The organism is Vulcanisaeta sp. JCM 14467 (assembly GCF_001316245.1).
In the GTDB taxonomy this organism is placed as follows: Archaea; Thermoproteota; Thermoprotei; order Thermoproteales; family Thermocladiaceae; genus Vulcanisaeta.
The window spans coordinates 96,575-110,527 of sequence record NZ_BBDM01000005.1; the positions used below are offsets into that span (position 1 = coordinate 96,575).

Below are 13,953 nucleotides of genomic sequence, written 5' to 3' on the forward strand. Positions count from 1 at the left end.
CGTAATAATCTTTATTATAAGGCATAGCGTAATTTATTTCCGGATTATAACCCATACCGTGGATAGGGTTGACCTGGCGTATGTAGTTGGTGTTGTGCTTGGTAAGGAGGATATTGATGGCATTAGGGTTGCATACACCACATACACGAGTACCCTGGGTAAGTGGGTTAGGGATCCTGAGGATGTTGTTCAGTACCTGGTAAGCATTGGTAAGGCGAAGGTCGTAAAGAGCGGTCAGGGTAGGAGCGTGATATTGACGGATAGGGAGATGATGAATAGGGTAAACAACCTATTAATGCCCAGGGAAGATGTTGACCCACTAACGCTGGTTGTTGAGGGCATTAGGAAGTTGGCAAACCCATTGTCCGGCTATGCCGACATTGGTGATGTGATTAAGTACATAGAGGGTAGGCTCAACATACCCACTAGGGAGGCTGAGGACTTCCTGGTCAAGGTGATTAAGTTCCACAGGGTAGGTTCGTGTTTGCCCACGGTGGTTCTAGGAGGTTGAAAATTGGTTCCTCATACTACGGCTTGATAAAGGTGGTGGGTGATGCAGAGACTCCTAGTTCCTAACAGGGGTTCAAGGGTAAAGCTACTTGGGCCGTCATGGAGAACGGCCAGGGAGAAATTACTAGGCATGATTCGTGGGGATTACCAATTAATTGCCGTAATCGGTAGGGCAGGCACTGGAAAGACAACGCTCCTCCTAAGCCTTGAGGACATGGACGATGGCATTCTCATGTATGCAGACATGACGGAGGTCAGGGACAGGGACTTACCGGCAATCATGTCAACCGTCGTGGCGGACAACATGCACATCGTGAGGGAGATACAGGAAAGACTGAGGAGGGCTGGCGTTAAAGGCATACTCAAGGCCTTCGCAAGGCAGGCCCTGACGAGGTCATCGAAAGCGCCAGGCTAAGGCCCATGGAGACACTCAAGTTACTCAACGATGCCGTGGAACTACTGGGCATGGCACCACTGGTGATAGGTATTGACGAGGGGCTACTAAGCCAGGACGACACTAGGGCCATGGACTTCATAAACGCCCTACACGCATTCAGAAACAACATGCGGGCAATACCATCAACAAGGATAATAACCACCCTACTCCCAGACGTGGTAAACCTAATATCGAAAATCGACACACCACTCTTCGACATACTAAGACTAGGCGCAATAACACTCCCAGACTACGTGACGAAGGAGGACTTGGAGGAGGTCATCCAGGAATACGGACTAGGCGAAGCAGAACTAAGCAAGATAGACGCCCTAGGCCCACTAACCATGAGGCAACTCATATGCCTAATAAATACGAAACTCGACACCACAAAATGCGGAATAGACACAGCAGGAGAAATAACAATAGAATAACTCATGATAATTTAATTTAATATCATCGTAGTATCATTAGGGTTGTGCCTATCATTATGAAAACAATACCAGTGATTATGCTCGCCAAACCAGCTGCAGACACAAACAAACTATAAAATAAAGCACCATAAATTGAATTGCTGTAAGCCGCTATATATTGAACGAACAACTGCGGAGTATAAAAGCCAAGAAAACCAAATACCAATAAAAGTACTCCAGAAACAATGAGGCCTAAATTGATTATCCTGACATGAATCATCATTTATATTTAATATGCATCTTTTTAAATCTTAATGTTTAATTAAAATTAAAATAATCAATGTAATGATACGAACATGTCATCAACGCAACGAAGAAACACCATAAATTTAAAAAAGTATTATAATCTTCTTGTGGTTATTTTTTTATTATTTTAGTCTTATCAACAATAATAATTAGCATTTTTCTCATAATATTATTTATTAAGTATTACAAGCAGGATATCTATGTTCTCTCAGGATTCTTTGTTAACAAGACGGCCTTAATTAACTACACATCGATAATGTCAAATAACGCATTAATGAATAGTATACTTATAAACTTCAGTAAATCATTAGCGTTTTACGTATATTTAGCATTTCTATTCACAATAACCTTTGTACTTTATATCATATATTTATATTTAATAAAGGAATTAATAAAGTATCAATTATTTAATTCAAATAATTCACTAAGAAAATGGATTTATGAATTCCATGTAAAATTATGGGGTTTAAATATCGTAGATATTGTCTTCCTTTTTGAGTTCATCATTATTCCAATATCAAATATTATGATGATATTTATAGGTATTTTACCATTAATTGAAGAAATTGAAATTTTACCTAAGATATCTCCTGCAATATTTCCATCTATTGTTGAAATTATTCTTTTTGGTATAGATATTGCCTTATTAATTGTGATGACATTAGTTGAAACGAACAATAGATCTACGGGTAATTGTAAATTGAAAGTTAAAGAATTCTTTGAAGAACATAGTTTATACGTATATGAGGATCATATAGCAAGGGTGTTAAGGATCGTCGTAATAATTATGATATTAATTTCCATACCATTAAGTACGGGTCTAGTAATTCCTGCCCTCGTAAGTAAGGCAATACTTGATACGTATACATTTGTAGCATTCTTTATGCTAGCCATAACGTTAATTTTTAGCATAGCCATGTTTATTTTAGAAACACTGGCAGATTTAAAGATACATGTATTATGTAGCAAGATACGTGTAAAATCATTGTTTGACCTTTTAATGTTTTTGGTCATCGTAATAGTTGTATTAATTGCAAGTGTAGTATCGCCCTTTATTTTACTTCTTATTCTAAGGTAATTACTTACTTTATTGCCTTTATTGCCAAATTAATAGTTCTGGAGCCCCGGCCGGGATTCGAACCCGGGACCTCCCGCTTACGAGGCTTGCACGGGGCGATTGCCCCAGGGCGCTCCGACCGGGCTGAGCTACCGGGGCTCGGCACTTACTGTGTTGCATGAGTTTTAAACTTTATGTTTTAGGGAGTCGTTGGTTAGTTAGTAAGTAATTATAAGTAATTGGCTGTATTTACTCAGGAACTTAACTTTTGTGGTTGAGTTGTTACGTTTATTTCTTCCTTAGTCATTGCGTGCACGATTATGGCTTAAAAAAACACGCCCTTTAAGGGTGGCCTGGGGGCTATTGCCCGTGTAGCGCCTTGCCAGCTAATTCTCTGACCTTGTTTATTAACGTCCTTATGTCCTTAGCTGCTGACTCATCGTCTGGGTATGGACTTAGTATTCCCTGCCTATCTGGCCCGTTGTATTGATATTCATGTACCCATAGCGCCATGTTCGTATACACATCAATATCACCACCTATTACCTGGGCCACGGGCTTCAGCGCCGTGGCTGGCATTACGGCGATTACCCAATAGACCTTCTCAACCCTAGCCCTCACTCCCCTCAACCTCTTTGTGCCTGGAATAACCTCCTTAATTCGCTCACCCTATCCACGGCATAGGCAGCCACAAGGGCCTTCCATGCCTGGAATGCCTTGCCTGCGGCGTTCCTAGTTAATCCCTGGTTTAGGAAGGACTCCACTAGGTCTGTCTCGTAGAGTGCCTCCTTCAGCCTCACTTCCCTGTACTTTCTCACGTCGAACCAGAGCTTTGGTAATTGCTCCACCTACTTCAATGGGTATTCCCCGCTTAAAAATGCTTCACGACTTAATCACTCACTCCCTAACCTTCTGCGTCATTGGCACCCTAGTCCTACTCCAGGAGGTTGCTATGGCAATGGCTATCAGGGCTAAGGAGCCCTGAAGGCCATGTGTAGACTGTTTATAAACGGCGCCATTAGACTCGGCGTTAGCGTCGATGTCCCCACGAATATTTGGAAGGCCACACTCCTCGGTATTGCCATTGAGGAGACAACTATGGCTATTATGAAACTCAGCAAAATACCTATGTTACCGATGGTTCTGTTCTATTTGCGCCTGAGGCTATTCCATACATTTCCCTGGGTACCTCGAACATGACCATCTTACCATTAGCCGCGAAGAACATTGCAGCTCCAATACCGCTTATTGAAGCTATTATTGTTATGTAGTAGAATGGTGTCGTTAGTGTTAGTAGGGTGTCGTATAGTACGTAGGCCACCGCCTGTAATGTGAGCCCCACGGACGCTATGACCCTGGCGTCGAATCTATCGGCTAACCTACCGCCTAGGGTTGCCATTATTGAGCCAGTAGGTAGCCTGGGACTAGCATAGGGATGCGTAGAATGGGTTCAAACCCCTAACGCCCTGTAGGTACATTATTAGTAGGAAGAGTATTGCGTTGTTCGCCATGTATTGGAAGAAGTAGGAGAAGCTGGATAGTGTGAACATCTTAATTCTAAACAATTTGAGACTCAACAGTGGTGATTTTGCCCTGGACTCTATGTATAGGAATAGCACGAGTAGGGCTATGCCTGATATTAGCATTAGGCCCACGGTGCTGTTATAGCCAACGCCTGCGTATGTTATGCCCGCCATCGATAGTAGCCGAGGGATATGCCTAGGGTCACCGCGCCGTATATGTCGAATTCCTGCCTAACCCTAACGCCCCTATCCCTTAGGTATACGAGGCCCATTATGAAGCCGAATATGGCTATTGGTACGTTTATGTAGAAGATCCAGCGCCAGCCAATGAATGTCGTTATTACTCCACCAGCCAATATGCCCGCCACGGCGCCAAGGTTCCAGCCCATTGACGTGGTCCCAAACACGAAGCCCCTCTCCTCAGGCCTGAAGTAGTCACTGGCTATTGCCATGGTGTTGCTAGTCATTAATGAACCGCCGAGCGCCTGCACGGTTCTAAAGCCGATGAGTTCCAACGCGCTGGTTGACAATCCGCACAGCGCACTACCTAGCCCAAAGAGTATCATGCCGATGTTAAACATCCTAGCTCTACCCCTCAGGTCACCAAGTTTACCTAGCTGTGTTGAGAATATTGTAACAGCGAGTATGTAGATCAATATAACCCAAACGAGCGTCGCCAGATCGGCATGTAATGCCGACATCATGACAGGTAGCGCTAGGACAACTATTGTGCTATCCAGTGCCGTCATGAAAGATGCCAGGGTGAGTAACAGCAAAACTATGAATTGCGCCCTATCCATTGATCATAGCATTAATTAGATCCCCTTTAAACCTTTATTACAGAGATCAAACCTTAAAAATGGGCGCATCATCAAAATTATATGGTCACGATCAAGGACATAGAGATATACAGTGAGTGATTTGGCGACGGCTAAGGCATCCCCATGGGCTTCGGTCTCGATAATAGTCAGGGTCATTACAAGTGATGGGCAGGTTGGTTATGGGGAGGCCGTACCAACGCTCAGGGTTAACCAGGTCGTTAAGGCTATTGAGGAGGTTAGGAGGTTCATGATTGGTAAGGACGTTTAGGATTGAATACCTATTCAGGGAGTGGTATAAGCATGAGTTCTACATAGCCCGTTCATTCGAGGCAGCCACAGCGTATAGCGCCGTTGACATAGCCCTGCACGACCTACTAGGCAAGTACCTGGGCGCACCCGTTTACCAGTTCATGGGTGGTCTCGTTAATGAGAAGATTAAGGCTTATGCCAATGGTTGGTACAGCGACTGCGTAACGCCTGACGACTTCGCAAGAGGGCTAAGGAGGTCGTCTCCATGGGCTTCAAGGCGATGAAGCTCGACCCATTCGGGCCATACTTCGACCAGATGGATGAGGAGGGTCTTGAGGAGGCCGTGGAGCGTGTTAGGGCTGTTAGGGAGGCCGTGGTAAGTACGTGGACATACTCATAGAGACTCACGGAAGGTTTAATGTTAATACGGCGGTAAGGATGGTCAAGGCCATGGAGGAGCTCAACCCGTTATTCATTGAGGAGCCGGTACACCCTGACCTAAACTTCGAGGGGCTTGCCAAGATAAAGGCCGCGGCGCCCACTGTCAGGATTGCGGTTGGTGAGAGGATAATCACCGTTGAGGAGGCGCTTCAACTCCTCGAGAGGGGGCTTGTGGATGTCCTCCAACCCGACATAACCAACGCCCTGGGCTTCACGGGCATGAGTAGGATTAGGGCCTTAACGGAGGCCTATGGCGTTGAGTTGGCACCGCATAACGCCTTTGGCCCAGTGCAGCATGTGGCGACGCTGCAATTTGACGCGAGCACCTATAATCTGCTCATCCAGGAGAGCTTCTACGAATTCTGGCCCCAGTGGAAGAGGGACTTAATATATAATGCCGTTAAGCTTGAGGACGGTTACTATAGGGTGCCTAACAAGCCGGGGCTTGGCATTGACGTTAATGAGAAGGTGCTCAGCGAGATGAGGTTTGAGGGTATGGAGCCATTCCACGAGGAGGAGCCTGTATGGGTAATTAAAAATACCTGGAAAAGGTTCAGGAATCCATGAGTTATTAATTTAAATTAGTCACTAATTATTACATCAAATGTCATCGCATGACGATGTTTATTCAATAATAAACCAATTGAGTGACCTAGAGAAGAAGGTGCTGGCCCATATTTATCATTATGGACCTGACACTCCGTGGCTACTTGCCAGGAGGTTGCTTGGTGCCGCTGGTTGGAGGCCCATAGTCCCTGAGGATGAGGTTGAGAGGGCCGTCCAGCACCTGGTTCAGTTGGGTTTGTTGCAGGAGTTTAGGGGTTCGCTTAAGGGCAGGGTAACCTCCTCGGTTAAGCCCTGGCTCAAGGTTAAGCAGAGGAACCCTGAGAGGCGCGGTAGGGGTGTTTACTATGATCTGACGAAGCTTGGTAGGAAGGTTGCTGGGGAGGTTTGGAAGAACTACGTTAGACCGAACCTTAAGAAGATGCGTAGTGGGCAGTCATGAGTAGGGCCTGTACCAGGGATCGCCTAGACTTGGTCTCGTTACGCTTGAGGTGTCTCTGACGAATTTCTCGCCGTTCCTAATGGCATTGATTAGTAATTGAATATCAAGCGGGAGACTCGGCCCGAAGTGGGCCAGTACGTCGTTTGGAGTGTGTATTAATGGCTTACTTATCCAGCCCGTCTCCTGCGTTCTGTACTCCTTGGTCTTACTCTCATAAATCACCAACTGTGGGTCTGTCTTATTGATGATGCTTAGGACGCCATCCCTATTCGTAATTAGTTCAACGCACTTGAGACCCTTAACGTACCTAATACCAACCCTATCAAGTGCTGATGCTATGTACGAGGCCTCACAGGGTATGACGTAGTCACCCAGGGATAGAACAACCAGGGCCCTTTCAAGGTCTATGGAATGCTTCAGTAGGTCCATGTATATTCCCGCGACTCTCCGTGCCTCCTCATCAAGGTCGAGTAGTTCACCAACCATTTCGAAGGAGGCCACTATGGCGTTTAGGTTCACTGGCATGGGGATGGCCAGTACGGGTGCTATGTTGCTTAATGGTTCGACTAGCCTTCCCTGGACTGGGTAGGAGAGTATTATTAGGTCTGGGTTCAATTTCTTAATAGCCTCGATATTTGCTGTGGTGAATGAGCCTATCTTAACCGTCTTCATGGCCTCCCTGGGCCTATAACTCCAAACATCACTACCAACGATTCTCTCACCGGCGCGATTAGGAATAGGAACTCGGTAATTGATGGGTTTAGACTAACGACCCTGTGCGGAACGCCATCCAAGGCCCTGGTCAGAAGCATCGATATGGGATGCACATCCCGCTTATAAGGATTCCCATCAATGTGCAGTTAAAGAATTTTTACCGGCTCTCTCCATGTACTCTGGTGATGAGCCAGGACTTAAATGATTGGTGATTAAGTCTTCTCGCCACTGAATCAGTCGGCTCATAAACAATCACCAATCATCAGCCTAGCCCTCATCATCAAGGTAATTTCCCAGGAGAAAGATTTATTAGCAGTTTTGCCCCTCCGTGGCTTGATAATGTCATTTGACAAAGTAGGTAAATCGATAAAGGAATCCAATCAATTAACCACCTCGTATTATGAAAGTGATGATTATTTAAGAGGGATCATTGGTAAATTAATGAGATTAAGTGCAGGCACTAAGGTCGTTTTTTTGCCGGTGGCTTAAATATGGATTTATGGAGAGCGTGCAGGCAGAGGTCTTACCTACGGGCACGGTAATAATCACCGATTGGACCTCTGAGGTTGATTCGTTAATTCACGACCTCATAAATAATGAGGTGGCATTTCTAGATGTTAACGGTCATGTGGAAATACCACTAATGATGTCCCTGGCCAACCAATTAGACCTGGACCTAGTCTGCGATGTTGCCGGTGATTCCTCACTTATTAATGATGGTGAGGTCATATACCCAAGCCCAATGGTCATGAGAGTTCCCCATTCCAAGGAAATCATTGAGGAGCCCTATGACGACCTGACACGGTCATTGGCACTAATCATTAAGCGGTTTGATTATTACTTGAATGGTAAGGTCGTTCATGTTGGGGTTAATGTTAGGTCCCTCGGCATAATGAATGCAATTGTGTTTAGGAACCCGATTGACATCCTCGTAATAACGGATAATAAGTCATCAATAGCTCATAAAATACTTGATCCAGGTAGGACTGTGCATAGGGGTTTATCTGCATTGGAGGGTTATTTAATGGATGGTGTGGATTATGCAGTGCTTGTTCATAAGTATACGTATTACGAGGTTCACGTGGAGACATTCAATAAGATAATAAGTAGGCCTTATGTTAAGGACTCGGGTTTCGCCATCGTTCCTAACGAGCTTGATTACATAATATTCCTTAAATGGCCCAGGGCGAACTCACTAATGATGAGGTCGCAAAGCATTACAGATAGGCATTCATTAATTAGTAGTGCCGTTAATTTCATGCTAAATGCCCGTTAAACATTTATTCCACTAATCAGTACGGCAAGATCAATGTCCCTGGTTTGGGTTTACCATGGCAATGAGTATAGAAGGGCTTCAGACCTAAGCCCTAGCCAGGTGATGCTCATGATAGATAGCGGGTGCGATGGCGTGAGGCAGTTGATTAATTACGTAATCAATAACGTGCTCTCGGTAGGTAGTTACCGAAGTGTGAGTGCGAGGATATATCGAGGTAATGATGAGTACTTAGTACACTTTCTAATTAACTTAGCGGGTAGTTCTGAGGAGGTCATTATTTTGGTGTCGAGGAATCCAGCCGATACATTATTCAATTACTATACGTCAGCATCTTCGGAGAATATTATTGAGTGTAAATATGGTGTATAATGAATTAATTATTTTTATTTCGTACCTATAATTGATAAATGTTATATATAAAGCCAATAAATTATTAAATAATAGGCGTGGAGGGACAATACTTATTAATAGGTGCTTAATAAAGCGCTTTTGATGCCAACGGTATCCTATGGAAAGTTCACCATAGAAATACCTGTCAAGGTTAAGCTTTTTATTGATGGTGAGGAGGTATCCTCAAGCAAGGGTAAAACATTCACCAGGGAAAACCCTGCCCAGTTTGACCAGACCATTGCCATTATTGAGGAGGCATCTACGGATGACTTGAACAGGGCTGTTGACCTAGCCAGGGAGGTTTTTGATAAGGATAAGTATGGTTGGGTCACGAATTATAGGCAGAGGATCAAGGTACTCTATAAGACGGCCGAGATACTTAGGGAGGAGGCTGATAGGATTGCCGTAACCGTGGCCCTGGAGAATGGAATGCCAATCAGGCAGGCGAGGGCTCATGTACTCGCGGCTGCAGAGATATTCGAGTTCTACGCAGGGTTGGCGGATAAGATCTACGGAGACTCCATAGTCCTGAGCAATGGTAATGTATCACTGATATTTAAGGAACCGGTTGGTGTCGTTGCGGCTGTTTCGCCGTGGAACTTCCCAATGACGCAGGCAGCCAGGAAGATAGCACCAGCACTGGCTGCTGGATGCACCGTGATTTGGAAGCCAGCAAGTTACACGCCAATGAGCGCCATGGAGATTTACAGGGCGTTGACCAAGGCCGGGTTACCCAAGGGCGTTGTGAATGTGATTTATGGACCTGGCGCCACGGTTGGTAATGAGCTGGTTAGGCATCCGAGGATCGACTACGTGAGCTTCACGGGTGAGACAACAACGGGTAAACTAATCATGCAGCAGGCCGCGGCTGGTATTAAGAGGATTGGGCTTGAGCTTGGTGGTAAGAACCCTGGCCTGGTCTTTGAGGACGCCAATATTGAGGAGGCTGTTAGGGCAATAGTCTTTGGTGGTCTCAGGAATACCGGGCAGGCCTGCGGTGCCATTAGTAGGGTTCTTGTACACGAGGGTGTTCATGAGAAGCTCGTTAATAGACTGGTGGAGGTCGCCAAAGGCTCGTAATCGGTAACCCGCTTGATGACAACACGGACATGGGGCCACTAGTGTCCAAGGCACAGGAGGAGAAGGTACTCGGTTACATAGACTTCGGCAAGAAGGCAGGCTTCAAGGTCGCCCTCGACGGCGGCAAACTAAGCGGTGGCATTTACGATAAGGCTACTTCGTGAGCCCCGTAATCTTCGACGATGTAGACCCGAAGAGTAGGCTAGCCCAGGAGGAGATCTTCGGCCCAGTCATAGCCGTCATACCATTCAAGACGGAGCAGGAGCAATTGAAATAGCCAACAACGTGATTTACGGACTAACAGCATCAATATTCACCAAAGACCCAGCAAGGGCATTTAGAGTAGCCAGGAAACTACAGGCAGGCACCGTATGGATAAACGACGCCTACACACAACCAACAGAAGGCATATGGGGAGGGTATAAAGAGAGCGGTATTGGTCGTGAACTGGGTCTATACGGCCTTGAGGAGTTCCTCGAGATTAAGCAGGTATACATAGACACCACGGGCAGTCTCGACAGACCGCACTGGAGGACTGTAATGAAGATTGATAAACTATGAACATGATGATTCTCATCAATAAAAATTATAATAATTTTAACTCTATTTGATTATTTATTGAAGATATTTCATATTTTTACCCATTAAATGGTCAGTAAGATTTTTAAGTGTGGCCTGTTTATTCGGAATTGTGTTGAATGTTAGTGTTGAGTATGGTGATGATGTTAGGGAGTTAATTAGGAGCATGAGGGAGAAGTATGGTGACATAATAATAATCCTCGGCCACGGGTGCTGCTCACCAACCGAGCCCCAGGTATATAGGGCTAGTGACTTCATTGTTGGTAGTGATTATGTTGAGGTTGGTAGGGTTGATGGTGTGCCATTCTACATAGAGCGTAACCTGGCGGAGGCCTACAATGGATGGATATTGACACTTAAGGTTGAGCCCCTAAACGGCGTTGTTGATGATTCCTTCTCGCTTGATGTTCTTGAGGGTGTTAGGTTGAGGCTTGGTTTTAAGGCGATGAAGGTCACGCTGTCGAAGGGATTAAGTATGGAGTTTCCTCAGTGATGGGTAGGAAGAATTTTAGACTTAATAATTAATGGTTAGTTTGTAATGATTGATTTTGCATCGGCGAGGAGGAGGTTGGTGAATTCGCTTAAGGATGAGGGGATAATCAGGAGTGATAGGGTTGAGAGGGCTATGCTCACGGTGCCCCGTGAGGAATTCCTACCGAGCTACCTAAGGCTTTATGCGTATGAGGATACACCACTGGAAATTATGTACGGCCAGACGATCTCAGCGCCGCACATGGTCGCGATGATGTGTGAATTACTTGATCTTAAGCCTGGGCTTAGGGTCCTCGAGGTTGGCACGGGCACGGGGTACCACGCCGCAGTGTGTGCGGAGGCCATGGAGAGGAGGGGGGTTGTGTATACTATTGAGTATTACCCAGGGCTTGCCCTTTATGCCGTTCAGAACCTCGCCAAGCTGGGTTATCTAGACGTTGTTCATGTATTTATTGGTGATGGTTCGAAGGGCTTACCTAGGTATGCTCCTTTCGATAGGATTCTGGTTACGGCAGCTGCCCCCAAAATCCCGCCTAAACTATTCGAGCAATTATCGAGTGATGGAATAATGGTCATACCCATCGAGGAGGGGCTTACCCAGGTCTTGTATGTGGTTACTAAGGAGGACAATATGCCCCACATGAAGCCCGTGACCTATGTATCCTTCGTGAGGATGAGGTATGGTGAGGAATAATGCTGTAATTCGATATTAAAAATAAATTAATAATGACCATAAGCAGAGGATAGGGCTCGAGAAATAGGCCGAATTTGTTGAGTAAGGTTCAATTACTAAATACTTAAATACCCCCTAAATATTGTTACTTTATGGGTACTGTAAAGGATGAGGATGTGAAGAGTGAGGTAAAGGGGACGGCCCAAATAATGAACCTGGCAATCAACATAAAGCCGAGTGAGTGCGTGCAGAGGAATTACGGCACTATAACGAAGAACGCAGTTGATGCATTAATGAGGTTATACCCCGAGTTGAAGGACCAAATAACTGCATGGTTAAATAAATTCACTGAGGTTCAGGAGCCGTTAAGAAGGCCGCGGATGCAAAGAACATTGAGCAGTACCTAGATATATGGGCGGTACTCCTTAGAATGCGTTTTAACCTTGGCCTATACGCTGCCCTCTCTGCGTTGCAGGCCATGGAGACTGTGAAAATGTGTAGTGAGTCTGATGCGAGGTTCTTCATAACAAGGGTGATAATGGCTGGTGCCGTGCCATTTGACCTATACCTAATACTCCTGGATTACTTAGGTATGGATCGCACATTCCCACTAAACCTCTACAAGGCGTTACTCGAATCTGAGTAACGCCACAAGTATGCATTTATGCAATCAAACAGTCAAAAGTAACCTTCAGCTTTATTGGCGTGTATGCCTCATTATTATGTGGGAAATAAATAAAATTGGCTGTGCATTATCGTGGGTGTGACGTCTAGGTCATTGGTGATGGTTGGTGTTCTCATTCCATTCTTAATGAGCGCATACTGCGTGTTTTCAATAACATATTTATTCCCGGAGATTGCAAATGCAATGCACGTTAGTATATCAGAATTGTCGTTCGCAGTGACCCTGTCGTTCATTGGTGGTGCAATTGGTGGTGTTGTGGTTGGTATGTTGGCTGATGCCTATGGCCGTAAGGTTGGCCTGGTCATCTCCATAGTGTTGTTTTCCGTATTCACCATGTTGGCGGGCTTAGCTAGTAATTTATTGGAGTTGTACGCTACCTGGTTCGTTGTTGGGTTCGGCGTTAACTCCGAGAATGGCATTACGTACCCAGTCATTGCCGAGAATTGGACCAGGGGTAGGGGCTTAATGGGTGGTATTGTTCAGGGTCTCTACTTCATTGGGCTAATGATCGACGCCGCGGTTATAAGCCTAATACCCCAGTGGAGACTTGCCCTAATAATCATTGGTGCTTCAAGTCTCGTGCTCTCACTACCCTGGGTCCTCATCATACCCGAGACGGTTAGGAGGGCAGGCATTACAGGGGTTAAATACGGAGAATTATTCGGCAGAGATTACCTGTTGATCACCATATTTGGGACCATACTCGTGGCATCCGCATTCCTACTAACCATACCACTGGTTAGCCTTGCACCAACGTACCTAAGGATCATTGATGCCAAGCCACTGGGCCTATGGCTCGTGGCCTTACCCATAATTGGTGCGGTGGCTTATGGACTGGCTGGCTATCTATCGGATGTGTTTGGTAGGGATAGGACGTTGATAGCTCTATCCATAATCGCCGTGGTTGCCTCGGCACTGCTCAGCACCACCTCGGCCATAACCACACTGAGGTACTCAATACCTTACTCAATGGTCCTGGCCTATTTCTCGAGCTCTATCTTCGCCTACCTTGGCATCTGGATGAGTGAATTATACCCAACAAGGGTAAGGGCTACAGCATCAAACTTCGTATTCACCCTGGGCAGAATCCTAGGTGGTGTAGGCCCCACCCTTGTAGCCATGACCTTCATAGAGAACCTTGGGTTTGGCATTGGTGTTGTGATGATGATATGCTCAGTACTGGCGTTGATATCTACGTTGATTTTAAGGAGCGCAGCACGTAGTATTGCCTTAAGGCAGTAGCATGATAATTTCCTAACCCTCATGGCCAACAACATGAGTATTAAATATATCAAACCGCCGATT

General features: G+C 45.5%; 20 protein-coding genes, 1 tRNA gene and 3 pseudogenes. 15 read left to right on the forward strand and 9 right to left on the reverse strand.

The genetic code is table 11. The features are described 5' to 3' along the window. The first annotated feature begins 58 nt into the window (after positions 1–58). The 4 genes from JCM14467_RS06425 to JCM14467_RS06440 all read left to right on the forward strand — a co-directional run bounded on the left by JCM14467_RS06425 (position 59) and on the right by JCM14467_RS06440 (position 2,740). Positions 59–511, forward strand: coding sequence for a hypothetical protein (locus tag JCM14467_RS06425; RefSeq protein WP_252900936.1), 453 nt, complete (start codon positions 59–61; stop codon positions 509–511). Positions 512–553: 42 nt separating this feature from the next. Continuing rightward, entirely contained in the window at positions 554–925 is a 372-nt protein-coding gene (locus tag JCM14467_RS16575) for a hypothetical protein (RefSeq protein ID WP_252900937.1), read from the forward strand. 5 nt (positions 926–930) lie between these two features. Further along, positions 931–1,377: a hypothetical protein gene (locus JCM14467_RS16580; RefSeq protein ID WP_252900938.1), complete on the forward strand. Its 447-nt coding sequence runs from the start codon at positions 931–933 to the stop codon at positions 1,375–1,377. A 541-nt stretch (positions 1,378–1,918) separates the two neighbouring features. Further along, positions 1,919–2,740 (forward strand): hypothetical protein, encoded by an 822-nt coding sequence (locus tag JCM14467_RS06440; RefSeq protein WP_252900939.1) that lies wholly within the window; start codon positions 1,919–1,921, stop codon positions 2,738–2,740. A gap of 39 nt (positions 2,741–2,779) precedes the next feature. On the opposite strand, the gene JCM14467_RS06445 is transcribed toward JCM14467_RS06440, so the two are convergent. From JCM14467_RS06445 to JCM14467_RS16600, 7 genes are all read right to left on the reverse strand, one after another. Continuing rightward, positions 2,780–2,878: transfer RNA gene (locus tag JCM14467_RS06445), tRNA-Thr, on the reverse strand. Positions 2,879–3,079: 201 nt separating this feature from the next. Then, positions 3,080–3,340 carry a hypothetical protein gene (locus tag JCM14467_RS19965; RefSeq protein WP_342765489.1) on the reverse strand — a complete coding sequence of 87 codons (261 nt, stop codon included), beginning with the start codon at positions 3,338–3,340 and terminating at the stop codon, positions 3,080–3,082. Between the two features lie 5 nt (positions 3,341–3,345). Continuing rightward, entirely contained in the window at positions 3,346–3,567 is a 222-nt protein-coding gene (locus JCM14467_RS19970) for a PaREP1 family protein (RefSeq protein WP_342765490.1), read from the reverse strand. Between the two features lie 123 nt (positions 3,568–3,690). Beyond that, positions 3,691–3,840 (reverse strand): hypothetical protein, encoded by a 150-nt coding sequence (locus JCM14467_RS16585; RefSeq protein ID WP_252900940.1) that lies wholly within the window; start codon positions 3,838–3,840, stop codon positions 3,691–3,693. 5 nt (positions 3,841–3,845) lie between these two features. Continuing rightward, the gene (locus JCM14467_RS16590) at positions 3,846–4,118 is read right to left on the reverse strand and encodes an MFS transporter (protein ID WP_252900941.1); all 273 of its coding nucleotides are present in this window, start codon (positions 4,116–4,118) and stop codon (positions 3,846–3,848) included. Between the two features lie 25 nt (positions 4,119–4,143). Continuing rightward, positions 4,144–4,416: a hypothetical protein gene (locus JCM14467_RS16595; RefSeq protein ID WP_252900942.1), complete on the reverse strand. Its 273-nt coding sequence runs from the start codon at positions 4,414–4,416 to the stop codon at positions 4,144–4,146. Then, entirely contained in the window at positions 4,404–5,042 is a 639-nt protein-coding gene (locus JCM14467_RS16600) for an MFS transporter (RefSeq protein WP_252900943.1), read from the reverse strand. Before JCM14467_RS16600 ends, JCM14467_RS16595 begins: the two co-directional genes overlap by 13 nt. 112 nt (positions 5,043–5,154) lie before the next feature. On the opposite strand from JCM14467_RS16600, the pseudogene JCM14467_RS19975 reads away from it, so the two are divergent. Then, positions 5,155–6,320 (forward strand): annotated as a pseudogene (locus JCM14467_RS19975) (enolase C-terminal domain-like protein). A gap of 37 nt (positions 6,321–6,357) precedes the next feature. Beyond that, positions 6,358–6,759, forward strand: a complete 402-nt coding sequence (locus JCM14467_RS06465) for a hypothetical protein (RefSeq protein ID WP_054849541.1) — start codon at positions 6,358–6,360, stop codon at positions 6,757–6,759. Here the strand turns inward: JCM14467_RS06465 and JCM14467_RS06470 are convergent. Next, on the reverse strand, positions 6,754–7,431 hold the full coding sequence (locus tag JCM14467_RS06470) for an ABC transporter substrate-binding protein (protein ID WP_252900947.1): 678 nt from the start codon (positions 7,429–7,431) through the stop codon (positions 6,754–6,756). The genes JCM14467_RS06465 and JCM14467_RS06470 overlap by 6 nt on opposite strands. After that, positions 7,428–7,571, reverse strand: a complete 144-nt coding sequence (locus tag JCM14467_RS16620; protein ID WP_252900948.1) for a hypothetical protein — start codon at positions 7,569–7,571, stop codon at positions 7,428–7,430. Before JCM14467_RS16620 ends, JCM14467_RS06470 begins: the two co-directional genes overlap by 4 nt. Positions 7,572–7,981: 410 nt before the next feature. Between JCM14467_RS16620 and JCM14467_RS06475 the strand changes: the two genes are divergently transcribed. From JCM14467_RS06475 to JCM14467_RS16630, 9 genes and pseudogenes are all read left to right on the forward strand, one after another. Continuing rightward, entirely contained in the window at positions 7,982–8,749 is a 768-nt protein-coding gene (locus JCM14467_RS06475) for a hypothetical protein (protein WP_252900949.1), read from the forward strand. A gap of 33 nt (positions 8,750–8,782) precedes the next feature. Then, the gene (locus JCM14467_RS06480; RefSeq protein ID WP_054849542.1) at positions 8,783–9,118 is read left to right on the forward strand and encodes a hypothetical protein; all 336 of its coding nucleotides are present in this window, start codon (positions 8,783–8,785) and stop codon (positions 9,116–9,118) included. Positions 9,119–9,241: 123 nt separating this feature from the next. Continuing rightward, a pseudogene (locus JCM14467_RS06485) lies at positions 9,242–10,383 on the forward strand (aldehyde dehydrogenase family protein). Next, positions 10,380–10,780 (forward strand): annotated as a pseudogene (locus tag JCM14467_RS16625) (aldehyde dehydrogenase family protein). The pseudogenes JCM14467_RS06485 and JCM14467_RS16625 overlap by 4 nt, the downstream one beginning before the upstream one ends. Before the next feature lie 130 nt (positions 10,781–10,910). Next, positions 10,911–11,291 carry a DUF779 domain-containing protein gene (locus tag JCM14467_RS06490; protein ID WP_054849543.1) on the forward strand — a complete coding sequence of 127 codons (381 nt, stop codon included), beginning with the start codon at positions 10,911–10,913 and terminating at the stop codon, positions 11,289–11,291. Positions 11,292–11,336: 45 nt separating this feature from the next. Beyond that, positions 11,337–11,984 carry a protein-L-isoaspartate(D-aspartate) O-methyltransferase gene (locus JCM14467_RS06495; protein WP_054849544.1) on the forward strand — a complete coding sequence of 216 codons (648 nt, stop codon included), beginning with the start codon at positions 11,337–11,339 and terminating at the stop codon, positions 11,982–11,984. 131 nt (positions 11,985–12,115) lie between these two features. Then, positions 12,116–12,370, forward strand: a complete 255-nt coding sequence (locus tag JCM14467_RS06500) for a hypothetical protein (protein ID WP_054849545.1) — start codon at positions 12,116–12,118, stop codon at positions 12,368–12,370. A gap of 23 nt (positions 12,371–12,393) precedes the next feature. Beyond that, the gene (locus tag JCM14467_RS06505; protein ID WP_054849546.1) at positions 12,394–12,609 is read left to right on the forward strand and encodes a hypothetical protein; all 216 of its coding nucleotides are present in this window, start codon (positions 12,394–12,396) and stop codon (positions 12,607–12,609) included. Positions 12,610–12,747: 138 nt separating this feature from the next. Then, complete coding sequence (locus JCM14467_RS16630) at positions 12,748–13,890, forward strand: MFS transporter (RefSeq protein WP_252900950.1); 1,143 nt, start codon at positions 12,748–12,750, stop codon at positions 13,888–13,890. Positions 13,891–13,953: the final 63 nt, after the last annotated feature.